Genomic DNA, 26,004 nt, shown 5'->3' with positions numbered 1-26,004 from the left:
TCTTTGTCTCTATGTCGTAGTTGTGTTGAATTCGATCGTCCGGGGAAAAGGAGGGCTTGGTTCAGTGCGTGGCGACCTCCCCGATCTCTCCGCGCTCCGCGAGGAGCCGGCGTATTTCGTTCTTGGTGACCTTGCCGTAGCCTGACTTCGGCAGCGAATCCCAGAAAAAGACATGCCGCGGCCAGCGGTATCGGGCGCAGCGTCCGTCCAGGTGGGCCAGGATGTCCTCGGGCGTCGGCGCGTCCTGCCCGCACACCAGCACGGCCACGCCCACCTCGCCCCACTTGGCGTCGGGCACGCCCAGCACGGCGGCCTCGCGCACCGCGGGGTGGGTCAGCAGGATCTCTTCCACCTCGCGCGGATAGACGTTGGAGCCGCCCGAGATGTACATGTCCGACTCGCGGCCGGTGATGTAGAGCAGCCCCTGCGCGTCCATGCGCCCCAGGTCACCGGTGTGGAACCAGCCGCCGCGCAGCGCCTTGGCGGTGGCCTCAGGGTTGTCGAAGTAGCCTGCGAACACGGCCGGGCCGCGGCAGCAGATCTCGCCCACCTCGCCTGTGGGCAGGCGCTGCATCTGTGCGTCGAGGATGGCCACCTCCATGCCGGTGCGCGGCCGGCCGCACGAACCGACGTGCGCGTTGGCGTCCGCATCGTCGGGCGAGTGCATCGACGGCGGCAGCACGGTGATGCAGCCGGTCACCTCGCCCAGGCCGAAGTACTGCACCAGCACCGGCCCCAGCTTCTGCAGCGCGCGCTTCTGGTCGGCGCGGTACATCGGCGCGCCTGCGTAGATCAGGTAGCGCAGCGAGCGGTGGTCGAACTCGTCGACCGAGGCGTCTTCCACCAGCATCTTGACGATGGTCGGCACCGTGAACACGTTGCTCACGCGGTGCCGCTCGACCAGCGCCCAGAAGCTGCGCGGCTCCAGCCGGTCCGAAGGCGGCAGCACCGTGGCCGCGCCGCGCGCCACGTTCAGCAGCGCATGGATGCCCGCGCCGTGCGGCAGCGGCGCCACGGCGATGGAGCAGTCTTTTTCAGTGGTGCCGGGAATCAGGTCGGCCAGGTGGTTGGTGACCACGAAGGCCAGCTGCCCGTGCGTGAGCACGGCCGCCTTGGGCTTGCCGGTGGTGCCCGAGGTGTAGAAGTACCAGGCCGGCGTATCGGCCTCGACATCGGCCACTGCCTTGGGCGCGCCGGCATGGGCGGCCAGCAGCGCTTCGTAGCCATGCTCGCCGGCGCGCGGCGTGCCGATGGTCACGACCTGCGCAAGGTGCGTGCTGGCGCCGCGCACCGCATCCACATGCGCCGCGAAGCAGTCTTCGGCCAGCATCACCGTGGCTTCGCTCGCGCTGCCCAGGTAGGCCACTTCCGGCGGTGTGAGCCTGAAGTTCACCGGCACCCAGACCGCGCCCAGCCGGAACGCGGCCCAGCAGCTTTCGAACAGCGCGAGGTTGTTGCGCGACTGCACCAGCAACTTGTGGCCCGGCCGCATGCCCAGCGAGTGCAACGCCTGCACCAGCGCGTCGACGCGCTCGTCGATCTCGCGCCAGGTCCAGCTGCGCTCCTCGAGGATCAGGCCGGGGCGCTGCGCAAACAATGCCGCCGTCTGAGACAGCAGCACCGACAGGTTCGCCGCGTGGGCCTGGCTCACGCCGCCTCCAGCACGCTGAGGTAGTTGGCGACGGCCGCCCCGCCCATGTTGAAGACTGCGCCCGGCTTGCCCGTGCCCACCTGCATGTCGCCGGCCAGCCCGGTGAGCTGCATGGCGGCCATCACGTGCTGCGAGACGCCCGTTGCGCCGATCGGGTGGCCGCGCGACTTGAGGCCCCCCGAGGGGTTCACCGGCAGCCTGCCGTCCTTGCGCGTGACGCCGTCGAGGATCGCGCGCGCGCCCTGGCCATGCGGCGCAAGCCCCATCGCCTCGTATTCCAGCAGCTCGGCGATGGTGAAGCAGTCGTGCGTTTCCACGAAGCCCAGGTCGTCCAGCTTGAGCCGCGCGGCTTCGAGGCCCCGGCTCCACGCGAGCGCCGCGCCCTCGAAGCGCGTGGGATCGCGCCGCGACAGCGGCAGGTAGTCGTTCACCTGCGTGCGCGAGCGCCACCGCACCGCGGGCACCTTGGCCGACGCCAGCGGCGCCGCCGAGATGACCAGCGCCGCCGCGCCGTCGGAGACCAGCGAGCAGTCCGAGCGCTTCAGCGGCCCGGCGACGAAAGGGTTCTTGTCCGACGGGTTGCGGCAGAAGTCGAAGCCCAGGTCGCGCCGCATGTGCGCGTAGGGGTTGTGCGTGCCGTTGGCGTGGTTCTTGGCCGCGATGGCCGCCAGCGCGTCGCTCTGGTCGCCGAAGCGTTCGAAATATCCGCCGGCGATGTTGCCGAACACGCCCGCGAAGCCCGCCGGCGTGGCGCCTTCCTCCTTCACGTAGGAGCAGCGCAGCAGCGTCTGCGCGATGACCGGGCCGGGCACCGCGTTCATGATCTCGAAGCCCACCACCAGCGCATGCCGCACGCGGCCGCTGGCCACCGCGTCCAGCGCGGCCCAGATCGCGGCCGAGCCGGTGGCGCAGGCGTTCTCCAGCCGCACCGCGGGCACGTGGCGCAGGCCCGGCACCGCCAGCGCCACCAGCGAAGCGCTGAAGTCCTGCGGCACGAAGCCGCTGTTGAAGTGGCCCACGAAGATGCCGTCGATGTCGGCGGCTTCCAGCCCGGCCGTCGCCAGCGCGGGCTCGACCGCGTCGCGGATCAGTTGCTCGCCGTCGGCCGCGTCGAGCTTGCCGAAGGGCGTGTGGCCCCAGCCTGTGATGAAGGTGTCGTTGCTCATGGCTGGCTGCTCCTCATTCGTGGCTGGCGGGGGCGGCCGGCGCGCCGCGGCGCAGCGTCGGCAGGCCCACGCCGGCGGCGTCGAAGCCGCCGTCCACCGCCAGCACCTGGCCGTTGATGAAGCTGGCTTCGTCGCTGCACAGGAAGCCGACGGTGTTGGCCATTTCCTCCACGGTGCCGTAGCGGCCCAGCGGGATGGCGTCGTAGTAGTCGGAGCGGATGGCCACGCTGTGGACCAGCTTGGCCATTTCGGTGTCGACCGGGCCGGGCGCGATCACGTTCACGCGCACGCCCGCGTTGCCGAGTTCGACCGCGTACTGCTTCGTCAGGTGGATCAGCGCCGCCTTGCTGGTGCCGTAGGCCACGCGCAGCGTGCTGGCCCGCAGCCCGGAAATCGAAGCCACGTTCACCACCGCTCCGCTGCCGGCCTTGGCCATCAGCGCGCCGAAGGCCTGGGTGCACAGGAAGGCGCCGTCCAGGTTGGTGCCCAGCACCGTGCGCCAGTCGGCGAAAGTGGTTTCGGCAACCCGCTTGAACACCGCCACGCCGGCGTTGTTGACCAGCGCGTCCACGCGGGTGAAGCGCTCGACCACGGCCTTGGCGGCGGCATCGACCTGCGAGGGGTTCGACACGTCGCAGTGCACGCCGAGCACGCGTTCGGGCTGCGCGAGCTTGCTCACGGCGAGGTCGAGCGTGGCGTGGTCGTTGTCCAGCAGCGCGACCCGCCAGCCGTGCGCGAGGAACCATTGCCCGACGGCCAGGCCGATGCCGCGTGCGCCGCCGGTGACGACTGCGACGCGAGAGGAGGAAAGATCTGTCATGGATGTCTTTTCGGTGTTGCGGGATTCAGGAATCGTCGGAAGGAAGCCACTCCTCGAGCGTGATCTCGAAGGTGACGCACACGGTGTTGGCGCCGGCCACGAAGGGCCCGCCGTAGACGCGGCCCTGGGTGTCGGCCACCACGCCGGTCAGCGCCGCGCGCAGCGTGCCGTCGGGCTGGCGCCGCACTTCGCCGGCCAGGCTGACGACCTCCACGGCGGGGCCGCGAATCACCTGGCAGGAGCCGTCGGGCCGCTCCAGGCAGGCGTCGATCAGGCTGCCGAGCGCGCCGCGCACGAAGGCGTTGCCGAAGCCCTCGGCCACGCAGAGCTTTTCGACGCTCTGCATCAGGTCTTCGTTGGGGCCGATGCGTGCGTAGGCCACGCGGCCCATGCGGCCGCGTTCGATCAGGCGCACGTCAGACATGGGCGGCCCTTGCTTCGGGCCGCATCAGGGGCATGCGTGTTTCTTCGTCGTAGGCCACGCGCAGGTCGAAACTGTCCAGCGCGGTCACCAGCACCGTCACCGGCGCGGGCCCGACGACGGTGCGGTCCGTCAGGATGTGGCCGCCGCGCACCCGCCCGCTTGCTTCGCTGAACGCGCCGTGGCAATGGACGATGGCGCCGCCGCCGGCGGAACGGCCCAAGGTGGCGTTGCCGAAGATCAGCCGCGCATGGCGCAACCGCTCGGGTGCGCCATAGGTGGCGAGCACGCGGCCGGTGGGGTCGGGCAGCGCCATGCAGAAGCTGAGCCGGTCGAGTTCGCCGCCCAGCAGCGTCATCGACGCGCTGGCCACGTTCTCGGCCGCCAGCGCCCGCACGAGGCTGTCGTGCAGCGTGCTTCCCGCAGGCAGCGAGAGGCGGAAGTGCCGGCCCTTGTCGGCGTGCATGTGGTTGATCCGCACGGACCCGTACGGGCCAGGGTGAACCACGGTGCGTGCTCGTGGCAGGCCCGTCGTTTTCTGAATCGTCACGTTGTCTCCTTCCGCGCCGACAGGGGTAACGCCGGCGCAGTGGGACAAAGTCTAGGAGTGGAAATCCATAGCAACAAATCTACAATTCATATAGATCAATACAGGATTCAGATCGATGGAGCTGCGTCATCTCCGCTGCCTGGTGGCCGTGGCCGAGGAACTGCACTTCGGCCGCGCCGCCGAGCGGCTGAACCTGTCGCAGCCGCCGGTGAGCCTGGCGATCAAGGAAATGGAAGACGAGCTGGGCGTGGTGCTGTTCGAGCGCACCTCGCGCCGCATCGCCATCACCCAGGCCGGCGAAGAGGCGCTGCGCGACGCGCGCGCGGTGCTGGGCGGGCTGGAGACCCTGCGTCGGCGCGCCCAGGACGCGGCCGCCGGCATCATGGGCTCGATTGCCGTCGGCTTCATCAGCCTGCCGGCCTACACCTTCCTGCCGCCCACCCTGCGGCGCTTCACCGAGCACCATCCCAAGGCCAGCGTCGCGCTTCGCGAGGGCATCACGGAGCAGATCGTGGCGGACGTCGAATCCGGCCGCCTCGACGTGGGGCTGGTGCTGCAGCCCGCGGAGATGCCCGCCACGCTGGGCTCGCGGCTGGTGCAGAAAGACGTGCTGATCCTCGCGCTGCCCGAAGCGCATCCGCTGGCGCGCCCCGGCAACGTGGCGCTGGAGAACTTCGCCGGCGAGCGCTTCCTGGGCTTCGAGCGCCACATCGGGCCGCAGATGTTCGATGCCATCGTCACCACCTGCATGCGGCGCGGCTTCAGCCCGCTCATGTTTCCGGCGCGGCAGATGAACACCATCGTCAGCCTGGTGTCGGGCGGCGTGGGCGTGGCCCTGGTGCCGGCCTGCGTGAAGGCGCTGCACCGCGAGGGCGTGGTGTTCCGCCCGCTCAAGGGCGAGAAGACTTCCGTCGACACGCTGGTGGTCTGGCGCAAGACGGACGAATCACCGCTGGTGAAGGCATTGCTGGCCCTGCTGCCGACGCCCGACGAGGCGCCGGAAATGCGGGCCGCTCAGAGCACTTCGTCGCGCAGCTGAGGGAACACCTTCGACACCTTCGCGAGCAGGTAGTCGCCGTAGCGGCCGCTGAAGGCGTGCACGTTGGCGCGGTCCCAGCGCTCGGCGCTGTCGTCGCGCGCCTCGGCGCCCGCCAGGCCCTCGATGCGCTGCACGCGGGCCTCGAAGTTCGGGTCGAAGAACAGCGGGAACGACAGCCGGTCGTGCCCCGAGGTGTTGCGCTTCACGCGGTGCGGCGTCGACTTGTAGAGGCCGCCGGTCATGCGGTCGAGCATGTCGCCGATGTTGCAGACGAACGAGCCCGGAACCGGCGGCGCGTCGATCCAGCCGCCGGGCGTGTGCACCGCGAGGCCCCCGATGTGGTCCTGGTGCAGGATCGTGAGCAGCCCGTAGTCGGTGTGCTCGCCCACGCCCCATTGCACGTCCAGCCCCTCGGGCACCGGCTGCGAGGGGTAGTTGAACAGGCGGAACAGGATCAGCGGATCGCCCGTGTAGCGCTCGGCGAAGTAGCCGGCCGGCAGGCCCAGGCTCAGCGCGATGCCTTCCATGAGCCGGTGGCCGAGCCGGGTGACGGCCGCCATGTAGTCGAGGATGGTCTCGCGAAAGCCCGGCACGTCGGGGAACAGGTTGGGGCCGTGCACCGGCGTCTTCGCCCGCACCAGCGGGTGGGTGGCGGGGAGTTCGGTGCCCAGGTAGAGGCCTTCCTTCCAGTCGGGCCGGCCCGAGGTCAGCTCGCCGCCCAGCGGGAAGAAGCCGCGCCATGCGCGCCCGCCGAGGGCCATGCGCCACTGCATCTTGGTTTCCTCGGGCAGCTCGAAGAAGCGGTGGCTCAGCGCTTCGAGCCGCCGCACCAGCGCGGCGTCGACGCCGTGGCCGGTCACGTAGAAGAAGCCGTGCGCGCGGCAGGCGGCGCCGATCTGTTCGGCGACAGCGTCGCGTCCGGCGGTGCCGGCAACGAGCGCCGAAACGTCGATGAGGGGAAGGGATGCGTCGGTCATGCGTCTCTCGAGAAAGGGGATCGGATGTCGGACAGGAACTGCCGGGCGCGCGGATGCTGCGGGCGGTTGAAGAAGTCGTCGGGCGTGGCGCGTTCCAGCACCTTGCCTTCGTCCATGAAGAGTACGCGGTCGGCCACCTCGCGCGCGAAGCCCATCTCGTGCGTCACGCACACCATGGTCATGCCGTCGCGCGTGAGGTCGCGCATGACCAGCAGCACTTCACCGACCATTTCGGGGTCGAGCGCGCTGGTGGGCTCGTCGAACAGCATTAGCGGCGGTTGCATGGCCAGCGCGCGTGCGATGGCCACGCGCTGCTGCTGGCCGCCCGACAGTTCGCTCGGCCAGGCGTTGGCCTTGTTCGACAGGCCCACGCGGTGCAGCAGCGCCATCGCGCGCTCGTCGGCCTGCTTGCGCGAGAGGCCGCGCAACTGCATCGGCGCCATCGTGCAGTTCTGCAGCACCGTGAGATGCGGGAACAGGTTGAACTGCTGGAAAACGAAGCCGATGCGCGAGCGGAAGGCGTTCACGTCCAGGCCCGGCGCCTGGATGTCCTGCCCGTCGACGACGATGCGGCCCGACTGAATGGGCTCCAGCCGGTTGAAGGTGCGGATCAGCGTCGACTTGCCCGAGCCCGAGGGCCCGCAGACCACGACGACCTCGCCCTTGTGGATGGTCTCGGTCACGTCGACCAGCGCGTGGTAGCTGCCGTACCACTTGTTGACTTTTTCGAGTTCGATCATGCGGACACCTTGGCGGTGGCGGTGGAGATGCCGCGGCGCGCGAGCCTGCGTTCCAGCCAGTAGGCGAAGCGCGAGAGGCCGAAGCAGAGAATGAAATACGTCCCGCCCAATATCAGGTAGATCTGCGCCGGCTTGGTGAACACCTGCGTGTTGATCTGCGTCGCGATGAACGACACCTCGGCCAGCCCGATGATGTAGCCCAGCGATGTTTCCTTGATGGTCGAGACGAACTGGTTCACCAGCGAAGGCAGCATGCTGCGCAGCGCCTGCGGCAGCACCACGAGGCGCATCGCGCGGCCGTAGCCCAGGCCGAGCGCGCGGGCGGTTTCCATCTGCCCGCGCGGCAGGCCCTGGATGCCGGCGCGCACGATCTCTGCGAGGTAGGCGGCGTCGAACACGACCAGCGCGATCAGCATGGTGGTGAACTGGTCGGTCTTCACGCCGGTGACGCTGGGCAGGAAGAAGTAGGCCCAGAAGATCACCATCAGGAGCGGCAGCCCGCGCACCACGAACACGAAGCCCGTCACCGGCCAGCGCAGCCAGCGCCACGGGCTCACGCGCGCCAGGCCCAGCACGATGCCCAGGGGCAACGCCAGCACCAGGCCGCAGGAGGCCAGCAACAGCGTGAGCATCAGCCCGCCGAGCGGCCCGTTCGGGTACTGCCCGATGAGGAAGTAGACCCAGTAGTCGTTGATGATCTGCAGCATCAGCGCTCAGCTCCCGCTTCACATGGCTCGCGATGCACGGAACCGGCACGGCCGAGGCCGAAAACACCGCGGAACCGGCTTTGCCGGGCCGCCGGTGTTGCCCCCGGCGAGGGGGGAGGAGAAGCGACACGAAGTGCGCGCAGCCTGGGGGAGTGCTTCATATCGTCCGCACCGGATAGCGGTGGTGGTACCAGGTCGCCAGCCCCGTGATGGCCAGTGACACGGTGAGGTACGCAGCGCTCGCGAAGGCGAAAGACTCGAAGCTGCGGAAGGTCGCGCTCTCGACCTGGCCGGCCTGGTACATCAGCTCGGCCACGCCGATCACGGTGGCGATGGAGGTGTTCTTCCACAGGCTCAGCGTCTGCGAGATGAGCGGCGGAACGGTCACGCGCAGCGCCTGCGGCAGCACTACGCGGCGCATGGTGGCGAGGTAGCTGAAGCCCATCGCGCGCCCGGCCTCGAACTGCACGGTGGGAATGGCGCGAATGCCGCTGCGGATGTCCTCGGCCATGAAGGCAGCCGTGTACAGCGCCAGCGCGATGACGGCGCTGAAGGCCTCGATGTGTCCCGCGTAGAGCCATTGCTTGATGCCTTCGGGCAGCAGCTCGGGCGCGCCGAAGTACCAGAACAGCATGTGCGCGAGCAGCGGGATGTTGCGTATCGACTCCACGTACGCAAAGCCGAGCCAGCGCAGCGGCGCGAAGGGCGACAGGCGCAGCAGCGCCACCACCAGCGCGATGGGCAGCGCCAGCACCAGCGCGGCCGCGAGCAGCTGCAGCGACAGCAGCAGGCCCGCGACCAGCATGTCGTGGTACTTGCCGGTGAGCAGCAAGGAATAGTCGAACAGGGGCATGGGGGGCGACAGTATCACCGTCGCGAGGGGTATTTGCTCCCTCCCCCGCTGGGGGAGGGTTGGGGTGGGGGCACGACGGCGCCTGTCAAGGCGCGGCGCTCATGCACAGGCCGCAAGCCCCCATCCCGGCCTTCCCCGGCGAGGGAAGGAGAAACGCGGGCTCAGTCGATCTTGTCGCTGTCCAGCTTGAAGTCGCGCGTCTGGAAGCCCGAGGCCGTGTTCGGGCCATACCACTTGATGAAGATCTTTTCGGCCTCGCCCGATTTCTCGAGTTCGCGCAGCGTGTCGTCCACCACGGCCTTGAGCGCGGTCTCGCCCTTCTTGATGCCGATGGCCAGTGCCTCGGTGCTCAGGTTCTGCTTGAGCACCACGTACTGCGCCTTCTGCGGACCCAGCTTGGCGTAGCTGCGCAGCAGCGCCGCCTCGTCGTCCACGTAGCCCACGCCCTTGCCCTGCTGCAGCGCCTGGAAGGCCTGCTGGCTGGTGTCGAAGGTCACGACGTCGACATTGGGCACGGCCTTGCGGATGTTCGGCTCCTGGGTGCCCCCGCGGATGGTCAGCACCTTCTTGCCCGCGAGCTGGGGCACTTCGGTGATGCCGCTGTCCTTCTTCACGATGGCCTTCTGGCCGGTGACGAAGGTGGTGAGCGAGAAGTCGATCTGCGCCTCGCGCTCCTTGTTGTGCGTGAGGCCGGCGGCCACCAGGTCCACGTGGCCCTGCTGCAGTTCCGGAATGCGCGCGGCCACCGCGATCTGCTTGAGCACCGGCTTCACGCCGATCTTCTTTGCGATGGCGTTCACCAGGTCGACTTCGTAGCCGACGATCTGGCGCGTCTTCGGATCGATGAAGGTCGCGGGCTCGTCTGTGCCGAGCACGCCGACGACCAGTTCGCCCTTCTTCTTGATGTCGGCCAGCTGGTCGGCGTGTGCGACGGTGCCGAGCAGCAGGGCGGATGCGGCGGCTGCCGCGGCGATCAGGTTCAAGCGCATGTTCTTCTCCTAAGGGGAAAGCAGGGCGAAACCATATCAATAAAACTTCGGATCATTAAATGGTCAATTCATATATCGACATGTGCGCGGGGCTATGAGTGGCGCGCCGTTGCCGCCCTGGCTGCCTGCTTGCCTGTGGGGCTGCTGAAGGGCCGGTTTTCGGGCTGGGTTAAATTCGCTTCGCCGACCGGCCGGTCGCGAACCAAAGTGCACTCTCCCCGATGCATGCCCCGGCCGCTCTTTCCAGATATCCCTTCCAGCGAGTTCTCCATGATCATCAAACCGCGTGTGCGCGGCTTCATCTGCGTGACGACCCATCCGACGGGTTGCGAAGCCAACGTCCAGCAACAGATCGACTACGTCAAGGCCCAGGCTCCCATCGCGGGCGGCCCGAAGAAGGTGCTGGTCGTCGGCGCGTCCACCGGCTATGGCCTGGCCGCGCGCATCACCGCCACCTTCGGCTGCGGCGCCGACACGCTCGGCGTGTTCTTCGAGCGCGCGGGCAGCGAGAACCGCCCCGGTTCGCCCGGCTGGTACAACACCGCCGCCTTCCATCGCGCAGCCGAGGCCGAGGGCCGCTATGCCAAGAGCATCAACGGCGACGGCTTCTCCGACGAGGTGAAGCAACTGACCATCGACGCGATTCGCGCCGACCTCGGGCAGGTCGACCTCGTGGTCTACAGTCTGGCCGCGCCGCGCCGCACGCATCCGAAGACCGGGCAGGTCTTCAACTCGGTGCTCAAGCCCATCGGCAAGTCGGTGAGCCTGCGCGGCCTCGACACCGACAGCGGTACCGTGAAGGAATCGGTGCTCGAACCCGCGACGCAGGAAGAGATCGACAACACCGTGGCCGTCATGGGCGGCGAAGACTGGCAGATGTGGATCGACGCGCTGCAGCAGGCCGGCGTGCTGGCCGACGGCGCCAAGACCACCGCCTTCACCTACCTGGGCGAGCAGATCACGCACGACATCTACTGGAACGGCTCCATCGGCGCCGCCAAGAAAGACCTCGACCAGAAGGTGCTGGGCATTCGCGAAACGCTGGCCGCGAAGGGCGGCGACGCGCGCGTGTCGGTGCTCAAGGCGGTCGTCACGCAGGCCAGCTCGGCGATTCCGATGATGCCGCTGTACCTGTCGCTGCTGTTCAAGGTGATGAAGGAGCAGGGCACGCACGAAGGCTGCATCGAGCAGGTGCACGGCCTCTATGCCGACAGCCTCTACGGCAGCGCGCCGCACATCGACGACGAAGGCCGCCTGCGCGCCGACTACAAGGAACTGGCGCCGCAGGTTCAGTCGCGCGTGCTCGAACTCTGGCCGCAGGTGACCAACGAGAACCTGAACGCCATCAGCGACTTCGCGGGCAACAAGACCGAGTTCCTGCGGCTCTTCGGCTTCGGGGTGGAAGGCGTGGACTACGAGGCCGACGTGAACCCCGACGTGGGCATCTCGAACCTCGTGCAGGCCTGAGCACCTGCGGCACGGATACTTGCGCCCATGCAGATTCAAGAAAAGCCGCCCGCCGGCACGCCGTTCGATTGGATCGGCGGCGAGCCGAAGGTGGAAGCGCTGGTCGAGCGCTTCTACGACCTGATGGACCTCGAGCCGGCCTATGCGCAACTGCGCGCGGTGCACGGCACCAGCCTCGACAACGCACGCCAGCGCCTGTTCTGGTTCCTGTGCGGATGGCTCGGCGGCCCGCAGCACTACACCGACCGCTTCGGCCACCCGATGCTGCGCGCGCGGCACATGCCGCAGAGCATCGGCGGCCACACCATCGGCATCAAGGAACGCGACCAGTGGCTGGCCTGCATGGACCAGGCGATGGGAGAGACAGGCGTGCCCGAAGACCTGCGCGCCCGCCTTCGCGACTCCTTCTTCAAGACCGCCGACTGGATGCGCAACCGCGGCGAATGACGCGGCCATCGCGCGACCGAATACATAACGACTCCGAAAGACGCTTCCCAATGAACTCCATCGTCATCATCGGCGGCGGCCACGCCGCGGCCCAGCTCTGTGCCGGCCTTGCTGAAGCCGGGCAGGGCGCTCGCGTGCACCTGGTCTGCGAAGAGGCCTGCGAGCCCTATCACCGTCCGCCGCTGTCCAAGGCCTTCCTCAAGAGCGCCGAGGAGACCACGCAGCCGCACAAGGCGGCCGACTGGTACCGCGAGGCGGGCATCACGCTGCACCTGGGCGACGCGGCCGTGGCCATCGACCGCGAGGCGCACACCGTCACGCTGCGTTCGGGCGCCGTGCTGCCTTGGGAGCGGCTGGTGCTGGCCACCGGCACGCGCGCGCGCCAGATGCCCGACCTGAAGCCGGGCCTGGAGAACGTCGCCAGCCTGCGCGCCGCCGACGAGGCGCATCGCCTGCGCACCCGGCTCGCATCGGCCGAGAAGGTCACGGTGCTGGGCGGCGGCTTCATCGGGCTCGAAGTGGCTGCCACGGCCAAGGCGCTGGGCAAGTCGGTGCAGGTGATCGAAAGCGCGCCGCGCCTGCTGGGCCGCGCCGTGTCGCCCGAGCTGTCGGCGCATGTGCTGGCCACGCATCGCGCGGCCGGCATCGACATCGCGCTCGGCGCGCAGACCGGCGCGTTCGAGGTCGAAGGCGACCGGCTGGTGTCGGTGCAGGTCAACGGCGTGAAGCAGCCGATCGACCTGCTGCTGCTGGGCATCGGTGCCGTGCCCGAGACCGCGCTCGCGCAGGCGGCCGGCATCGAGTGCGCCGACGGCATCGTGGTCGACGCGCAGATGCAGACCAGCGCGGCCGACGTGCTCGCGGTGGGCGATTGCACGCGCTTCCCCGATCGCCGCGCGGGCCGCGCGCTGCGGCTCGAGTCGGTGCAGAACGCGAACGACCAGGCGCGCACGGCCGTCGCCACGCTGACCGGCGCCGCGCGCGACCACGACGCGGTGGCGTGGTTCTGGTCCGACCAGGGCAGCATGCGGCTGCAGATGGTCGGCCTGATGCCGGCCGAAGGCACGCCGGGCCTGACCAGCGTGCGCCGCCCCGGGCCGGGCGCGAACCCCAACGCGTTCTCGCTTTTCCACTATGTCGACGGACACCTGACTTGCGTCGAGTCGGTGAATGCGCCGGTCGATCACATGATGAGCCGCAAGCTTCTTGAGGCGGGCCGCAGCCCCGAGCCGGCGGCGATTGCCGATGCGTCAATACCCCTGAAAAACCACCTGTCGTAATTGCGCCGCAAGTCAGGTTGGATTCACCGGCCTGTCATTCCGCTTTCAGAGACTGCGTCCTCTTCCAATCCTGAAGAGAGACCTCTCGATGAAAAACGCAGCGGCCATGTCGCTTTCGCGCCTTGCCCCCATGTCCACCTGTGCCGCCGTGATTGCCGCCGTGCTGACCGCCTGCGGCGGCGGCAGCGGTGGTGGCACCGTGATCCCCCCGTTCACGCCCACGCCCGACCCCGCGCCGGTTGCCGTGGCCAAGGGCACGCGCGCCACGGTTGCCTTGCTGGAGACCACCGACCTGCACGCCAACGTGCGCAGCTTCGACTACTTCAAGCTCGCCGAAGACAAGTCGTACGGCTACGAGCGCACCGCCACGCTGATCAACGCGGCGCGCAAGGAATTCCAGAACACGATGCTGTTCGACAACGGCGACACCATTCAGGGCACTGCGCTGGCCGACTATGAAGCACTGGTGAGCCGTGTTCCGTGCACGCAGCCGCTGTCGGTCTACAAGGTCATGAACGCCACCGGCTACGACGCCGGCACGCTGGGCAACCACGAGTTCAACTACGGCCTCGATTTCCTCAACCAGGTGCTCGGCGGCGGCCTCGACGTCGATGGCGTCGACGGCACCAAGAAGTGCGCCGGTCCCACCTTCCCGATGGTGCTGGCCAACGTGCAGAGCGTGAAGAGCGGCAAGCCGCTGCTCGCGCCGTACACCATCGTGACCAAGCAGTTCACCGCCACGACGCCCGACGGCAAGACCGTGACGGTGCCGGTGAAGGTCGGCGTGATCGGCTTCACCACGCCTGGCATCCTGAACTGGGACAAGCGTTTCCTAGAAGGCAAGGTTCGCACCGAAGGCGCCGTCGAAGCCGCCACCAAATACATTCCCGAGCTGCGCGCCAAGGGCGCCGACATCGTGGTCGCGCTGCAGCACGGCGGCCTCGATGCGTCGCCGTACTCGCCGACGATGGAAAGCCCCGGCCTCTACCTTTCGAAAGTGCCCGGCATCGACGCGCTGATGATGGGTCACCAGCACGGCACGTTCCCAGATCCGGGCACGAAGCCGAGCTACACGCAGGCCGGCGTGGACAACAAGGCGGGTACCGTCAACGGTGTGCCGGCCGTGATGGCCAGCTCGTGGGGCAAGGCGCTGGGCCTGATCAGGCTCGATCTCGTGTACGACGGCAAGGCATGGGGCGTGGACAAGACCAAGACTTTCGTCGAGGCACGCTCAACGCAGAGCAAGGACAGCGCCGGCAAGGTCGTCTACGTCGATGCCGACTCCAGCGTCGCGCCGCTGGTCGAAACGCAGCACCAGGCCACCATCACCTACGTGAAGACGCCCATCGGCACCACCGACTTCCGCATGAGCACCTACTTCGCGGACGTGGGCGATCCGGGTGCGATCCAGATCGTGAACCAGGCGCAGGCCGACTACGTGAAGAACTACATCGCGGCCAATCTGCCGCAGTACGCGAGCCTGCCGGTGCTGTCGGTGAGCGCGCCCTTCAAGTCGGGCTATGAAGGCGGCCGCGACTACACGGACGTGGCGGCCGGCAACGTGGCGATCAACAACGCGGCCGACCTGTACCTGTACCCGAACACTGTGTACGCGGTGAAGGTCACCGGCGCTGAAATCAAGGCCTGGCTCGAAGCCGCAGCCAAGCGCTTCAACAAGATCAACCCTGACCTGACGACGGACCAGCAGCTGATCAGCACCTTCCCGGGCTACAACTTCGACATGTTCACCACGCCCGACGTGCAGTACGAGATCGACGTGACCCAGGCCGAGGGCAGCCGCATCAAGAACCTGACGTACCTGAGTGCGCCCATCGACCCGGCGAAGGAATTCGTCATCGCAACGAACAACTACCGTGCGACCAGCGGCGCGAGCTTCATCCCGGCGCTGGACGGCCGCGCGACGATCTACCCGTCGCCTGACGCGAACCGCGACGTGCTGATCGACTACATCAAGGCCAAGAAGACCATCACGCGCACGGCCAACGGCGCGGCACGCAGCTGGCGCTTCACGCAGGTGACGACGAAGGGCAACGTGGTGTTCACGTCGGGCCAGGGGCAGTTGAGCGCGGCACAGGACGCGGGCCTGACCAACATCTCGTTGCTGACCGCCGATGACGGCAGCGGCAAGGGCCGTTCGGTCTACAAGCTCGAACTGAACCCGGCCCCGTAAGAGGCAGCTGCGAGGGCAGGCAGGAGGCGTCCGGCGTCTCCTGCCTGTCTGCTTTCTGGCTCAGCGCCGCGCGGGCGCCAGCAGCACCACCAGCGCCCCGGCGCCGCCTTCCGCCGGTTTCGCCTGCACGAAGGCGATCACCTCGTTCTTCTGGATCAGCCAGCGCTGCGTCTTGGTCTTGAGCACGGGCTGCTTGCCCGGCGAACCGAGGCCCTTGCCGTGCACCACGCGCACGCAGCGCAGTCCCTGCTTGTAGGCATTGCGGATGAAGCCGCCGAGCGATTCGCGCGCCTCGTCGCTGCGCAGTCCGTGCAGGTCGACCTGCGCCTGTATGGACCAGTCGCCCTTGCGCAGCCGCGCAGTGACGTCGGTGCCGATGCCGGGACGGCGAAAACTCATGGCGTCGTCCACGTCGAGCAGCGTGGTCACGTCGAACTCGTCGGAGAGCGATTCGCGCAGCACGCGCTGCTCGTCGAGCTGGTGCTGCACCGGAATGGGGGCGGGTGGCTCTGGCGCGAGCGGCACGGCGGCCTTGCGGCGCAGCGGTTCGGTGGCGCCGATGGCGCGGGCGAACAGGTCTTTCTCGGCGGCGCGCTTGCGTTCTGCGGCGGCCTTGGCAGCCGCTTCCGCGGCTTCGCGTTCGCGGGTCTCGGCCAGCACGCGCTGCACCTGCTTGAGGTCGGCGAGGTTCTTGAGCGCGGGTGAACGTGGAGGCATCAGAGCAATCCTTTCTCGGCCATCGAGAAGCTCTGGCCGGGGCTCACGATGACATGGTCGAGCACCCGCACATCGACCAGTGCGAGTGCGGCGCGCAGCGTCTGCGTGAGCGATTCGTCGGCGCGCGACGGCTCGATGCTGCCGCTCGGGTGGTTGTGGGCCAGCACCACGGCCGCGGCCTGGTGGTGGATGGCACGCGTGACCACTTCGCGCGGGTAGACGCTGGTCTGGGTGAGCGTGCCGCGGAACATTTCTTCCAGCATGATGAGCCGGTGCTGCACGTCGAGGAACACGACCACGAACACCTCGTGCGGGCGCGAGCCGATGTGCAGCTGCAGGTACTGCTTGACCGCCTCGGGGGAGTCGAACACCGTGCGTTCCTTGAGCTTCTCGCCCATGGCGCGCCGTGCCAGCTCGAGCACCGCGATCAGCTCGGAGCGCTTGGCGGTCCCGCCCATGCCCTTGATGGCCTTGAGATCGTCGGCGCCGGTGTGCAGCAGGCCCGACAGGCCGCCGAAGCGCTCGAGCAGTTGCTGGGCCAGTTGCAACACGTTCTTGCCCGCCACGCCGGTGCGCAGCAGCAGGGCCAGCAACTCGGCATCGGCCAGTGCGGCGGCGCCTCGCGAGATGAGTTTTTCGCGGGGACGGGCGTCGAGAGGGAGATCCTTGAATGCCATGAAACCCTGGGTGAAACCTTGGTGGAGCCGGGTGGAAGCCCCGATCCTTAAAATGAGGGCCAGTTTATCGGGACACCCACCTTGTCTTCCCCCACCTCCGCTGCTCCCATGTCCCAAGTCGTGACTTTCGGCTCCTTCCTGACCTTGCACTACCGGCTGGCCGGGCCGGCAGGCGACATCATCAATACTTTCGCCGACAAGCCCGCGACCCTGTCGCTGGGAACCGGCGAGCTTTCTCCCGCCATGGAGCAGCGCCTGATGGGCCTGGAGGAGGGCACCCACGCCACCTTCGAACTGCCCGCTGGCGAGGCCTTCGGCGAACGCAACCCCGACATGCAGCAGTGGGTGGCCCGCAAGCTGCTCGCCCAGATGGGCGACCCCGACGAGCAGTACGCCGTGGGCGACGTGGTGCAGTTCCCCACGCCCGACGGCAGCGGCAGCTACGCCGGCGCGGTGATCGAGTCGAACGAGACCGGCGTGCGCTTCGACTTCAATCACCCGCTGGCCGGCCAGCCCGTGACCTTCGAAGTGAAGCTCATCGGCGTGCTATGAACACCGGCATTTCCGAAGTCATCCTGGCCGAGCCGCGCGGCTTCTGCGCGGGGGTCGACCGCGCCATCGAGATCGTCGAGCGCGCCATCGCCAAGTTCGGCGCGCCGATCTACGTGCGCCACGAGATCGTGCACAACACCTACGTGGTGAACGAGCTCAAGGCCAAGGGCGCGATCTTCATCGAGGAGCTGTCCGACGTGCCCCCCGGCGCCACGCTGGTGTTCAGCGCGCACGGCGTGAGCAAGGCCGTGGAGCAGGAGGCGCGCGACCGCGGCTTCGAGATCTTCGACGCCACCTGCCCGCTGGTGACCAAGGTGCACGTCGAGGTGGCCAAGCTCGCGAAAGAGGGCTACGAGTTCATCATGATCGGCCACAAGGGGCACCCCGAGGTCGAGGGCACGATGGGCCAGCTGTCCAGCGGCATCCACCTGGTGGAAGACGTGGCAGACGTGGCGAAGGTCGCGCCGGCGCAGACCGACAAGCTCGCGGTCGTCACCCAGACCACGCTGAGCGTGGACGACGCGGCGGAGATCGCCGCCGCGGTGCGCGCGCGCTTTCCGGCCGTGCGCGAGCCCAAGCAGCAGGACATCTGCTACGCCACCCAGAACCGCCAGGACGCGGTGAAGATCATGAGCCCGCAGGTCGACCTGGTGATCGTGGTCGGCAGCCCCACCAGCTCCAACAGCAACCGGCTGCGCGAACTGGCGCAGCGGCTGGGCACCGAGAGCTACATGGTCGATTCGGCCGAAGAGCTCAAGCCCGAGTGGTTCGAGGGCAAGACGCGCATCGGCCTCACGGCTGGCGCCTCGGCCCCCGAGGTGCTGGTGCGCGAGGTGATCGACCGGGTGCGCGCGCTCGGCGCGGTGTCGGTCCGCAAGATGGACGGCATCGAGGAAACCATCAAGTTTCCGCTTCCCAAGGGCCTCAAGCTCGACGACATTCCGCCACCTGGACACATCTCTTGAACGACAAGCAAAACACCGACTGGCGCTCTGAAATAGATAGCGCAGCCCAAAGGCTGGGCGAGCGTGCCGGCCACTTCCTGCGCGAAACCCCGCTGTGGAAACTGCCGGCGTCGGCCTTCGGCGTCACGGCGCCGGGCGCCGAGGTCTGGCTGAAGCTCGAGCACATGCAGGTCAGCGGCAGCTTCAAGGCGCGCGGCATGATGAACCGGCTGCTGGCCAACGATATTCCCGCAAGCGGCGTGGTCGTGGCCTCCGGCGGCAATGCAGGCATTGCCACCGCCGCCGCGGCCAGTGCGCTGGGCGTGCCCTGCCAGGTGTTCCTGCCGGGCGTCTCGCCCGAGGCCAAGCGTGCGCGCCTGCGCGCGCTGGGCGCCGAAGTGGTGGTCGTCGGCGAACTGTATCCCGACGCGCTGGCCGCCTGCCTCACGCGCCAGAAAGAATCCGGCGCCTTGCTCACGCATGCCTACGACCAGCCCGAAGTGGTGGCCGGCGCCGGCACGCTGGGCCGCGAGATCGAGCAGCAGGGCGGCCTGCCCGATGCGGTGCTCGTGAGCGTGGGCGGCGGCGGCCTGATCGGCGGCCTTGCCGGCTGGTTCGAAAAGCGCGCCCGCGTGGTGGCGCTGGAGCCCGAGAAGGCGCCGACCCTGTTCCGCGCCCGCGAGGCGGGCGAGCCGGTCGACGTCGAAGTGGGCGGCATCGCGGCCGACTCGCTCGGTGCGCGCCGCATCGGCGCCATCGCCTGGGACATCACGCAGCAGCAGGTCGAGCAGGCACTGCTGCTGTCCGACGAATCCATCCGAGCCGCGCAGCAGTGGCTCTGGAAGGAACTCAAGCTCGCCGTGGAGCCGGCCGCCGCGCTGCCGCTGGCGGCGCTGCAGACCGGCGCCTATGTGCCGCGCGCGGGCGAGAAGGTGTGCCTGATCATCTGCGGCGCCAACGTCGACCCCGCCACCGTCGCCTGACGGGCGGCCCCTAAAATCGACCGATGCTCGACATCACCCTGCTCCGCAAAGACCTGGCCTCCGCCGTGGCCGGCCTCGAAAAACGCAAGAAAAACCAGCCTTACCTCGATGTGTCGGCGTTCACCGCGCTCGAGGCCGAGCGCAAGACGCTGCAAACCCGCACCGAGGAAATCCAGGCGCGCCGCAATACGCTGAACAAGCAGATCGGCCCGCTCAAGGCCAAGGGCGAATCTGTCGATGCGCTGATGGCCGAGGTCAACGCGCTCAAGGCCGAACAGGAATCGCAGTCCAAGCGCCTCGAAGAGATCCAGCCCGAGATCCAGGCCCTGCTGCTCGCCGTGCCGAACCTGCCGCACGCCAGCGTGCCGCTGGGCGAAGACGAAGCCGGCAACGTCGAAATGCGCCGCTGGGCCCCGCAAGGCGGCGCCGGTGCCGATGCCAAGCCGCTGGGCTTTGCCGCCAAGGACCATGTCGATCTCGGCGCGCCGCTGGGCCTCGACTTCGAGATGGGCGCCAAGCTCGCGGGCTCGCGCTTCACCGTGATGAAGGGGCCGATCGCCCGCCTGCACCGCGCGCTCGCGCAGTTCATGCTCGACCTGCAGACCGAGAAGCACGGCTACGCCGAGTGCTACGTGCCCTACATCGTCAACGCCGCCACGCTCAGCGGTACCGGCCAGTTGCCCAAGTTCGAGGGCGACCTGTTCGCCGCGAAGAAGGGCGGCCAGGACGGCGAACCCGCGCCCGATCATTCGGCGCTGTACCTCATTCCGACCAGCGAAGTGCCGCTGACCAACTTCGTGCGCGACGAAGTGGTGGCCGAGTCGCAACTGCCGATCAAGGTCACGGCCCACACGCCGTGCTTCCGCTCCGAAGCCGGCAGTGCGGGCCGCGACACGCGCGGCATGATCCGCCAGCACCAGTTCGACAAGGTCGAGATGGTGCAGATCGTGCACCCCGAAAAGAGCTACGAAGCGCTCGAGCAGATGACCGGCCATGCCGAGGCCGTGCTGCAGGCGCTGGAACTGCCGTACCGCGTGGTGCTGCTGTGTTCGGGCGACATGGGCTTCACCGCCGCCAAGACCTACGACCTGGAAGTGTGGCTGCCGGCGCAGGACACCTACCGCGAGATCAGCTCGGTCTCCAACTGCGAAGCCTTCCAGGCGCGCCGCCTGCAGGCCCGTTTCAAGAACGCGCAGGGCAAGAACGAACTCGTGCATACGCTCAACGGTTCCGGCCTGGCCGTGGGCCGCGCGCTGGTGGCCGTGCTGGAGAACCACCAGAACGAAGACGGCTCGATCAACGTGCCTGCCGCGTTGCGGCCGTACATCGGCGGCATCGAAGTTTTGCGTGCCTGAAGCACGAGGGCTTCAAATAACGGAAATTTCTCCGCTATAATCAGAGGCTCGACAGCACCGGAGAGGTGGCAGAGTGGTCGAATGTACCTGACTCGAAATCAGGCGTACTAGCGATAGTACCGAGGGTTCGAATCCCTCCCTCTCCTCCAAGAATGGCCCCGCAAGGGGCTATTTTTTTGCCTGTTTCGTCCCCAGCCCGTCGACCGCAAGGGTCGCGCATAGACTGCCCCGATGCCCAAGCCGACCAAAGCTCAAATAGACGCCGAGATCGTCGACCGTGCTGCCGGATTGTTCGCCAAGCATGGCTTCGACCATACGTCGCTCCAGCAGATCGCGGATGCCGTCAACTACTCGAAAGCGGGGCTGCTGCATCACTACCCCAGCAAGCAGGCGATCTACGAGGCGGGCTTCAAGGCCAGCACCGACCATCTGATGGCCCTCTTGGCCAGCGTCGAAGACATTCCCCCCGGCATCGAGCGCGACAGGGCCGCGGTGGAGGCTTCCGTCGACTTCGCTTTCGAATGGCCCGGCGTGTCGGCCTTCGCCAATCGGCTTGCCGGCAGCGAAGAAGACGTCGATCCGAAGCTCACGGAGATGGGCCTGCTGGTCTACAAGGTGCTGGGCACCGACCTGCAGAACACCACGCTGGAGCGGATCATCCGCGTGACCAGCGCGTTCACCGGCCTCTCGGTCACGGCACTGCTGGCCGTTCGCTTGGACCAGAAAAAGGAATGGCGTGGCGACATCGTCGCGTCGGCAATGGACGCACTCGGCCACGGTGAAAAGAGGCCGGCGCCAACGCGCTGAGTCTCACAAGCCGCAGATGAAGCTGATGAACCTGGGGCCGAGAATCCCGCGTCCCACGCTGACCGAAATGCGCACTGTGGGCATCAGTGCCGCAACGGTCGTGCTCGCCAGATAAAGCCCGTAAAGCGCCGCGCCGAAGAGCACGATCGCCCTCATGCGTCGAGTGACGATCGAGCGTGCGGTGTGCGGGAGGGCCAACCTGTCTTTCCTTGATTTCTGTATTCGGGTGCTTTCATTATTCTACCGATTCGGTTGAATAACAACCGTCTCGGTCTGCTTCTTGGAAAGGCCGACGGTACTGCTCAAGCCGCGGGAAGAAACTTCCTGACGTGCGCCGCGAACGCGGCGGTCAATGCGGTCGGCTCTTCACGGTCGAATGCGAGCGTGACCCCGACGCTCGGCAAGTGGGGGAGCCCGTGTTCCGACGTGAGGATCTGCAGATCGTCGGGCACGGCCGTGCGCGTGAGCACGATGACCGCCTGGCCAGATCGCGCCATCCCCACGAGCCCAGAGAGGCTGCTGCTCGCGTAAGCAAGCCGGTACGCCCGGCCCGCAGCCTCGAGCGCCTGCTTCGGCAGCAGATGGTCCAGCGCATCCGGTGCGCCCAGCGCCAGCGGCAGCGGGTCCAGCGATGCGGCGGTGCCGCCACGCTGCGCCACCCAGACCAGCGGCTCGCGCCGGATCACGTCGCCGCCCGCGCCATCGCCCGCCACCGAGACCAGTGCCAGGTCGACTGCATGCCGGGCCAGCAACTCGTGCAGCCGCGGCGTCGGCCCGCACATCACTTCCAGCTGTACCCGTGGATGCAGGCTGGCAACCCGAGTTCGACACCAAACCGCCGTTTTCCGATGTTTTCGCGGACCGGTGCCATATGAATCAAGCACTTAGCTGAGGCGTTTTGATTTTTATGTAGTGGCAATGTTTTATTGCTGATGTGTTGGCAATTGCCCGTATTTTTTTGCTACACTTCTTCTATGTTCATCAAGCTCACCCGCTCAGGCGGCCACACCTACGCCCAGTTGGTGGAGTCCTTCCGAGACGAACACGGCAAACCCCGCCAGCGCACGCTGGCCACCATCGGGCGGGTGGACGAAACAGATGGACAAGTCGACTCACTGCTGGGCGGTCTGCTTCGCGCCAAGGGTCGCTCACTGAGTGAGACATCCGTTCCCCAGGTGCGTTTTGAATCCGCACTGGCCCTGGGCGATGTCTGGGCGCTGGATCAACTCTGGCACGAGTTGGGTTTCGATGGCTTGGCTGCTGTCTTTCGCCGCGCACGCTTTACCAACCCCATCGAGCATGCCCTGCGGGTGATGGTCTTTAACCGGCTGTGCGACCCCGACTCCAAGCTCGGGGTGCTGCGCTGGCTGCAAACCGTCAGCATGCCGGGTATCGATGCAGAGGCACTCACCCACCAGCAACTGCTGCGCAGCATGGATGCGCTCATGGACCACCAGGACGCGGTGGATGAATGCGTGGCGGGCCTTTGCGCCCGCTGATTGATGAGGATCTGTCGGTGGTGTTCTACGACCTGACCACCATCCGCGCCCAAGGACTGAGCCAGCAAGAGGGTGACGTGCGCCGCTATGGGATGTCCAAGGAAGGCATGGTGGTGCGCCAATTCATGCTCGGCGTGGTGCAAACAGCCGACGGCATGCCTATCTATCACGAGGTGTTTGCGGGCAACACAGCCGAGGCACCGACGTTGGAGCCGACCTTGAAGAAGGTGATGGCGCGTTACCCGCACATCCGCCGCCTGGTGGTGGTGGCTGACCGTGGGCTGCTTTCGCTGGACAACATAGAGGCCTTGTCCGAGTTGCGCTTGTCGGGTGGGGCCAGCGGATCAACCGATCAAGCGCTGGAGTTCATCCTGGCAGTGCCGGGGCGGCGCTATGGCGAGTTCGCAGACATACTGGAGCCGATCAACGCCCGAGCCCGAGCCCGCGCATCAGAGCAAGAAACGACAGAAGAGACTATCGATGAGGCGCAATGGCAGGGTCTTCGTCTGGTGGCGGCCCATAACCCGCAGCAGGCGGCCGAGCAGACTGCCAGTCGTCAGGCGCGCATTGACCAATTGCGCCAGCGCGCCGACCAGCTGGTGGGCAAGCTCGATTCGCAAGATGCAGGCAAGGCACACCGGGGTAGAAAGCTGTCTGATGCGGGTGTGACGGCACGCTTCTTCCATGAGGTGAGCGAGGCGCACCTCAAGCGCATCATCAAGGTCGATTTGCATGCCGATCTGTTCACGTATGACATCGACCAGGCAGCTCTGGCCCGCGCCCAGGCGATGGATGGCAAGCTGCTGCTGGTGACCAACGTGGCGGACTTGACACCCAAAGAGGTGGTGCAGCGCTACAAGGCACTGGCAGACATCGAACGGGGATTTCGGGTGCTGAAGTCGGAGATCGAGATTGCGCCGGTGTTCCACCGCCTGCCCGAGCGCATCAAGGCGCATGCGAGCATTTGCATGCTGGCCCTGATCCTGTACCGCGTGATGCGCCAGCGCCTGAAGATGAGTGGCAGCGATTTGTCACCGGAGGCTGCCCTGGCGGACTTGCGGCGAATTCAGCGCCACCGTGTGAGCATCAACAATGCCGCGCCCATTGCGGGCGTCTCTTCCATCGTCCAACGCCAGACCGATGTGCTGGCCGCACTGAAGATCAAAAAACCCCAGCAAGACACCCAATTGAGCCTGCTGTAGTGGCAGCCGAGAGTCTTGGCCCATACAAATCAAGCACTTAGCGCGGTTGGTGTCGAACTCGGGTGGCAAAGCCCTGCAGCAGATACGGCAGGAACACCACCGCGTAGTCGTCGGGACAACTGAAGCGCAGCACGCCCGACAACTGCTCGCCGCGCAGCTCGGCCAGTGCCTCGTCATGCCTGCGCAGCAATTCACCGGCGCGCACCAGAAGCCGCTCGCCCGTTGCCGTGAGCGTGACGCCCCGTCCGGTGCGATACAGCAGCGGCTGCTCGACGATGCCTTCGAGCTTCTGCATCTGCATGCTGAGCGCCGACTGCGTGCGCCCCACGCGTGCCGCGGCCCGGCCCAGCGCCCCGGTCTCGGCAATCGCCACGAAGCTGCGCAGCAGGTCGATGTCCAGGGATTGGCTCACGGCATGAATTCTCCTGATACCTGAGTTCAAAACTATTCGCTTCCTGGCGCGGGCGCCGCTGCGTAACGTGCTGCATTTTGATGGGAAGCATCGACAACATGAGCAGGAACGACGAACCCCGGTTCTGGGAGCATGCCCGACGGCACCTGGTGCGCTATGGCGGCAGCTTCGAGCCGTTGATCATCGAGCGCGCGCAAGGCAGCTTCGTCTACGACGCCGACGGCAGGGCGATCCTCGACTTCACCTCGGGCCAGATGAGCGCGTTGCTCGGCCACTCGCATCCGGACATCGTGGCCGTGGTCTCGCAGCATGTGCGCACGCTGGACCACCTCTTCAGCGGCATGCTGTCGCGGCCGGTCGTGGCGCTTGCGGCAGAGATCGCGCGGCACGCACCGGGCGAACTCGAACGCTGCCTGCTGTTGAGCACAGGCGCCGAGTCGAACGAGGCGGCGCTTCGCATGGCCAAGCTGGTGACGGGCCGGCATGAGGTGGTGGCCTTCACCCAGTCATGGCACGGCATGACCGGCAGCGCGGCCGCCGCAACCTACAGTGCCGGCCGCAAGGGCTACGGCCCGGCCGCGGCCGGTTCGCTGGCCATTCCGGCGCCCAACGCCTATCGGCCGCGCTTCACCACGCAGCAGGGCGAGCTCGACTGGCGCCGCGAACTCGACGACGGCTTCGAGCAGGTCGACAGGCAATCGACCGGCGCGCTGGCCGCCTTCATTGCAGAGCCCATCCTCAGCAGCGGCGGCATCCTCGAGCTGCCTCCGGGCTACATGGCGGCGCTGAAACAGAAGTGCAGCGAGCGCGGCATGCTGCTGATCGTCGACGAGGCGCAGACCGGTGTCGGCCGCACTGGCCTGATGTTCGCGTGCGAGCGCGACGGCGTTGCACCCGACATCCTCACGCTTTCCAAGACCCTGGGCGCGGGCCTGCCGCTCGCGGCCATGGTCACCACCGCCGCGATCGAGGAAGAGGCCCATGCGCGCGGTTTCCTTTTCTACACCACGCATGTCTCCGATCCGCTGCCCGCCGCAGTCGGCCTGAAGGTGCTGGAAGTGGTGGAGCGCGACGGTCTCGTCGAACGTGCGCGCACGGCGGGAGAGCGCCTCGTGCAAGGGCTGCAGCGGCTGCAGTCGCGCCACGAATGCATCGGCGACGTGCGCGGGCGCGGCCTGCTGCTGGGGCTGGAACTCGTCACCGACCGCCGGACCCGCGAGCCGGCCGCGAAGCTCGGCGAGGCCATCACGCGCGAGTGCATGAAGCTGGGCCTGAGCATGAACATCGTGAAGCTGCCTTCGATGGGCGGCGTCTTTCGCATCGCACCGCCCTTGACCATCAGCGACAGCGAGATCGATCTTGGCCTGGAGCTGCTCGACAAGGCGATCGACACCGCCGTGCGCAACGGCCGCTGAAGCAAACCGCTCTCCGATTCAGGTCGGCTTAAGTTTCCCCGCCGATACTGCAGAGGACGGTCTTTCGGCGTTGGTAGAGGTCGCTTCGGCACCCGCCTTCATGGTGGTTCCTCGAGGCTGGAGGTCGTCAGTCATTTTGTCTG

At 67.3% G+C, this 26,004-nt stretch carries 25 protein-coding genes, 1 tRNA gene and 2 pseudogenes; 13 read left to right on the top strand and 15 right to left on the bottom strand.

The window, feature by feature from the left end; translation table 11 throughout:
- Positions 1-61 precede the first annotated feature (61 nt).
- From L3V85_RS26565 to L3V85_RS26545, 5 genes are read right to left on the bottom strand one after another with little or no spacing between them, the layout of a single operon-like run.
- Complete coding sequence (locus L3V85_RS26565; protein WP_237675654.1) at positions 62-1,651, bottom strand: acyl-CoA synthetase; 1,590 nt, start codon at positions 1,649-1,651, stop codon at positions 62-64.
- A complete protein-coding gene (locus L3V85_RS26560) occupies positions 1,648-2,817 on the bottom strand; it encodes an acetyl-CoA acetyltransferase (RefSeq protein ID WP_237675653.1) in 1,170 nt (389 codons plus the stop codon). The genes L3V85_RS26565 and L3V85_RS26560 overlap by 4 nt, the downstream gene beginning before the upstream one ends.
- 13 nt (positions 2,818-2,830) lie before the next feature.
- Positions 2,831-3,637, bottom strand: a complete 807-nt coding sequence (locus L3V85_RS26555; RefSeq protein ID WP_237675652.1) for an SDR family NAD(P)-dependent oxidoreductase — start codon at positions 3,635-3,637, stop codon at positions 2,831-2,833.
- Positions 3,638-3,662: 25 nt separating this feature from the next.
- Positions 3,663-4,061, bottom strand: a complete 399-nt coding sequence (locus L3V85_RS26550; RefSeq protein ID WP_093238206.1) for a PPC domain-containing DNA-binding protein — start codon at positions 4,059-4,061, stop codon at positions 3,663-3,665.
- On the bottom strand, positions 4,054-4,608 hold the full coding sequence (locus L3V85_RS26545) for a PCC domain-containing protein (RefSeq protein WP_237675651.1): 555 nt from the start codon (positions 4,606-4,608) through the stop codon (positions 4,054-4,056). The genes L3V85_RS26550 and L3V85_RS26545 overlap by 8 nt, the downstream gene beginning before the upstream one ends.
- Positions 4,609-4,723: 115 nt before the next feature.
- On the opposite strand from L3V85_RS26545, the gene L3V85_RS26540 reads away from it, so the two are divergent.
- Positions 4,724-5,647: a LysR substrate-binding domain-containing protein gene (locus L3V85_RS26540; RefSeq protein ID WP_237675650.1), complete on the top strand. Its 924-nt coding sequence runs from the start codon at positions 4,724-4,726 to the stop codon at positions 5,645-5,647.
- On the opposite strand, the gene L3V85_RS26535 is transcribed toward L3V85_RS26540, so the two are convergent.
- The 5 genes from L3V85_RS26535 to L3V85_RS26515 form a co-directional block, all read right to left on the bottom strand.
- Positions 5,623-6,624, bottom strand: coding sequence for an isopenicillin N synthase family dioxygenase (locus L3V85_RS26535; RefSeq protein ID WP_237675649.1), 1,002 nt, complete (start codon positions 6,622-6,624; stop codon positions 5,623-5,625). The two genes, L3V85_RS26540 and L3V85_RS26535, sit on opposite strands and share 25 nt — an antisense overlap.
- The gene (locus tag L3V85_RS26530) at positions 6,621-7,364 is read right to left on the bottom strand and encodes an amino acid ABC transporter ATP-binding protein (protein ID WP_237675648.1); all 744 of its coding nucleotides are present in this window, start codon (positions 7,362-7,364) and stop codon (positions 6,621-6,623) included. Before L3V85_RS26530 ends, L3V85_RS26535 begins: the two co-directional genes overlap by 4 nt.
- Positions 7,361-8,071: an amino acid ABC transporter permease gene (locus L3V85_RS26525; protein WP_237675647.1), complete on the bottom strand. Its 711-nt coding sequence runs from the start codon at positions 8,069-8,071 to the stop codon at positions 7,361-7,363. The genes L3V85_RS26530 and L3V85_RS26525 overlap by 4 nt, the downstream gene beginning before the upstream one ends.
- 157 nt (positions 8,072-8,228) lie before the next feature.
- Entirely contained in the window at positions 8,229-8,924 is a 696-nt protein-coding gene (locus L3V85_RS26520) for an amino acid ABC transporter permease (protein WP_237675646.1), read from the bottom strand.
- Positions 8,925-9,085: 161 nt separating this feature from the next.
- A complete protein-coding gene (locus L3V85_RS26515) occupies positions 9,086-9,913 on the bottom strand; it encodes an ABC transporter substrate-binding protein (RefSeq protein ID WP_237675645.1) in 828 nt (275 codons plus the stop codon).
- Positions 9,914-10,183: 270 nt separating this feature from the next.
- On the opposite strand from L3V85_RS26515, the gene fabV reads away from it, so the two are divergent.
- From fabV to L3V85_RS26495, 4 genes are all read left to right on the top strand, one after another.
- Entirely contained in the window at positions 10,184-11,380 is a 1,197-nt protein-coding gene (gene fabV, locus L3V85_RS26510; RefSeq protein WP_237675644.1) for an enoyl-ACP reductase FabV, read from the top strand.
- A 27-nt stretch (positions 11,381-11,407) separates the two neighbouring features.
- Positions 11,408-11,827 carry a group II truncated hemoglobin gene (locus L3V85_RS26505; protein ID WP_237675643.1) on the top strand — a complete coding sequence of 140 codons (420 nt, stop codon included), beginning with the start codon at positions 11,408-11,410 and terminating at the stop codon, positions 11,825-11,827.
- 50 nt (positions 11,828-11,877) lie between these two features.
- The gene (locus L3V85_RS26500; RefSeq protein WP_237675642.1) at positions 11,878-13,107 is read left to right on the top strand and encodes an NAD(P)/FAD-dependent oxidoreductase; all 1,230 of its coding nucleotides are present in this window, start codon (positions 11,878-11,880) and stop codon (positions 13,105-13,107) included.
- A 106-nt stretch (positions 13,108-13,213) separates the two neighbouring features.
- Complete coding sequence (locus tag L3V85_RS26495) at positions 13,214-15,298, top strand: bifunctional 2',3'-cyclic-nucleotide 2'-phosphodiesterase/3'-nucleotidase (RefSeq protein WP_414080247.1); 2,085 nt, start codon at positions 13,214-13,216, stop codon at positions 15,296-15,298.
- Positions 15,299-15,358: 60 nt separating this feature from the next.
- Here the strand turns inward: L3V85_RS26495 and L3V85_RS26490 are convergent, their stop codons facing one another.
- Positions 15,359-16,015, bottom strand: coding sequence for a Smr/MutS family protein (locus L3V85_RS26490; protein ID WP_237675640.1), 657 nt, complete (start codon positions 16,013-16,015; stop codon positions 15,359-15,361).
- Positions 16,015-16,692, bottom strand: coding sequence for a RadC family protein (gene radC, locus L3V85_RS26485; protein WP_237675639.1), 678 nt, complete (start codon positions 16,690-16,692; stop codon positions 16,015-16,017). The genes L3V85_RS26490 and radC overlap by 1 nt, the downstream gene beginning before the upstream one ends.
- 108 nt (positions 16,693-16,800) lie before the next feature.
- Here radC and L3V85_RS26480 point away from each other — a divergent pair, with 108 nt between their 5' ends.
- The 6 genes from L3V85_RS26480 (at position 16,801) to L3V85_RS26455 (ending at position 21,333) form a co-directional block, all read left to right on the top strand.
- Positions 16,801-17,244: an FKBP-type peptidyl-prolyl cis-trans isomerase gene (locus tag L3V85_RS26480; protein WP_237675638.1), complete on the top strand. Its 444-nt coding sequence runs from the start codon at positions 16,801-16,803 to the stop codon at positions 17,242-17,244.
- Entirely contained in the window at positions 17,241-18,209 is a 969-nt protein-coding gene (ispH, locus tag L3V85_RS26475) for a 4-hydroxy-3-methylbut-2-enyl diphosphate reductase (protein ID WP_237675637.1), read from the top strand. The genes L3V85_RS26480 and ispH overlap by 4 nt, the downstream gene beginning before the upstream one ends.
- Positions 18,206-19,171, top strand: a complete 966-nt coding sequence (locus L3V85_RS26470; RefSeq protein ID WP_237675636.1) for a threonine/serine dehydratase — start codon at positions 18,206-18,208, stop codon at positions 19,169-19,171. The genes ispH and L3V85_RS26470 overlap by 4 nt, the downstream gene beginning before the upstream one ends.
- A gap of 23 nt (positions 19,172-19,194) precedes the next feature.
- Positions 19,195-20,526 (top strand): serine--tRNA ligase, encoded by a 1,332-nt coding sequence (serS, locus tag L3V85_RS26465; RefSeq protein ID WP_237675635.1) that lies wholly within the window; start codon positions 19,195-19,197, stop codon positions 20,524-20,526.
- Between the two features lie 59 nt (positions 20,527-20,585).
- A tRNA-Ser gene (locus L3V85_RS26460) sits at positions 20,586-20,675 on the top strand.
- 82 nt (positions 20,676-20,757) lie between these two features.
- Positions 20,758-21,333, top strand: a complete 576-nt coding sequence (locus L3V85_RS26455) for a TetR/AcrR family transcriptional regulator (RefSeq protein ID WP_237675634.1) — start codon at positions 20,758-20,760, stop codon at positions 21,331-21,333.
- Positions 21,334-21,336: 3 nt separating this feature from the next.
- Here the strand turns inward: L3V85_RS26455 and L3V85_RS26450 are convergent, their stop codons facing one another.
- Positions 21,337-21,531, bottom strand: coding sequence for a hypothetical protein (locus L3V85_RS26450; protein WP_237675633.1), 195 nt, complete (start codon positions 21,529-21,531; stop codon positions 21,337-21,339).
- A 104-nt stretch (positions 21,532-21,635) separates the two neighbouring features.
- A complete protein-coding gene (locus tag L3V85_RS26445; protein ID WP_272934138.1) occupies positions 21,636-22,217 on the bottom strand; it encodes a LysR substrate-binding domain-containing protein in 582 nt (193 codons plus the stop codon).
- 90 nt (positions 22,218-22,307) lie between these two features.
- Between L3V85_RS26445 and L3V85_RS26440 the strand changes: the two are divergent.
- Positions 22,308-24,034: pseudogene (locus L3V85_RS26440) on the top strand (IS1634 family transposase).
- A gap of 58 nt (positions 24,035-24,092) precedes the next feature.
- Here the strand turns inward: L3V85_RS26440 and L3V85_RS26435 are convergent.
- A pseudogene (locus L3V85_RS26435) lies at positions 24,093-24,446 on the bottom strand (LysR family transcriptional regulator); the annotation flags it as partial.
- Positions 24,447-24,544: 98 nt separating this feature from the next.
- Between L3V85_RS26435 and L3V85_RS26430 the strand changes: the two are divergent.
- Positions 24,545-25,861: an aspartate aminotransferase family protein gene (locus L3V85_RS26430; protein WP_237675631.1), complete on the top strand. Its 1,317-nt coding sequence runs from the start codon at positions 24,545-24,547 to the stop codon at positions 25,859-25,861.
- Positions 25,862-26,004 lie beyond the last annotated feature (143 nt).

The sequence above is a fragment of the Variovorax paradoxus genome (genome assembly GCF_022009635.1).
GTDB lineage: Bacteria > Pseudomonadota > Gammaproteobacteria > Burkholderiales > Burkholderiaceae_C > Variovorax.
Note: the sequence above shows the minus strand (reverse complement) of the source record. Positions and strands in the feature narration are given on the sequence as shown.

Bases quoted from the DNA above. Each gene is read 5' to 3' on its own strand.
- L3V85_RS26560 (WP_237675653.1), bottom strand. From the start codon at position 2,817: ATGAGCAACGACACCTTCATCACAGGCTGGGGCCACACGCCCTTCGGC.
- L3V85_RS26555 (WP_237675652.1), bottom strand. From the start codon at position 3,637: ATGACAGATCTTTCCTCCTCTCGCGTCGCAGTCGTCACCGGCGGCGCA.
- L3V85_RS26550 (WP_093238206.1), bottom strand. From the start codon at position 4,061: ATGTCTGACGTGCGCCTGATCGAACGCGGCCGCATGGGCCGCGTGGCC.
- L3V85_RS26540 (WP_237675650.1), top strand. From the start codon at position 4,724: ATGGAGCTGCGTCATCTCCGCTGCCTGGTGGCCGTGGCCGAGGAACTG.
- L3V85_RS26535 (WP_237675649.1), bottom strand. From the start codon at position 6,624: ATGACCGACGCATCCCTTCCCCTCATCGACGTTTCGGCGCTCGTTGCC.
- L3V85_RS26530 (WP_237675648.1), bottom strand. From the start codon at position 7,364: ATGATCGAACTCGAAAAAGTCAACAAGTGGTACGGCAGCTACCACGCG.
- L3V85_RS26525 (WP_237675647.1), bottom strand. From the start codon at position 8,071: ATGCTGCAGATCATCAACGACTACTGGGTCTACTTCCTCATCGGGCAG.
- L3V85_RS26520 (WP_237675646.1), bottom strand. From the start codon at position 8,924: ATGCCCCTGTTCGACTATTCCTTGCTGCTCACCGGCAAGTACCACGAC.
- L3V85_RS26515 (WP_237675645.1), bottom strand. From the start codon at position 9,913: ATGCGCTTGAACCTGATCGCCGCGGCAGCCGCCGCATCCGCCCTGCTG.
- fabV (WP_237675644.1), top strand. From the start codon at position 10,184: ATGATCATCAAACCGCGTGTGCGCGGCTTCATCTGCGTGACGACCCAT.
- L3V85_RS26505 (WP_237675643.1), top strand. From the start codon at position 11,408: ATGCAGATTCAAGAAAAGCCGCCCGCCGGCACGCCGTTCGATTGGATC.
- L3V85_RS26500 (WP_237675642.1), top strand. From the start codon at position 11,878: ATGAACTCCATCGTCATCATCGGCGGCGGCCACGCCGCGGCCCAGCTC.
- L3V85_RS26495 (WP_414080247.1), top strand. From the start codon at position 13,214: ATGTCGCTTTCGCGCCTTGCCCCCATGTCCACCTGTGCCGCCGTGATT.
- L3V85_RS26490 (WP_237675640.1), bottom strand. From the start codon at position 16,015: ATGCCTCCACGTTCACCCGCGCTCAAGAACCTCGCCGACCTCAAGCAG.
- radC (WP_237675639.1), bottom strand. From the start codon at position 16,692: ATGGCATTCAAGGATCTCCCTCTCGACGCCCGTCCCCGCGAAAAACTC.
- L3V85_RS26480 (WP_237675638.1), top strand. From the start codon at position 16,801: ATGTCCCAAGTCGTGACTTTCGGCTCCTTCCTGACCTTGCACTACCGG.
- ispH (WP_237675637.1), top strand. From the start codon at position 17,241: ATGAACACCGGCATTTCCGAAGTCATCCTGGCCGAGCCGCGCGGCTTC.
- serS (WP_237675635.1), top strand. From the start codon at position 19,195: ATGCTCGACATCACCCTGCTCCGCAAAGACCTGGCCTCCGCCGTGGCC.
- L3V85_RS26455 (WP_237675634.1), top strand. From the start codon at position 20,758: ATGCCCAAGCCGACCAAAGCTCAAATAGACGCCGAGATCGTCGACCGT.
- L3V85_RS26430 (WP_237675631.1), top strand. From the start codon at position 24,545: ATGAGCAGGAACGACGAACCCCGGTTCTGGGAGCATGCCCGACGGCAC.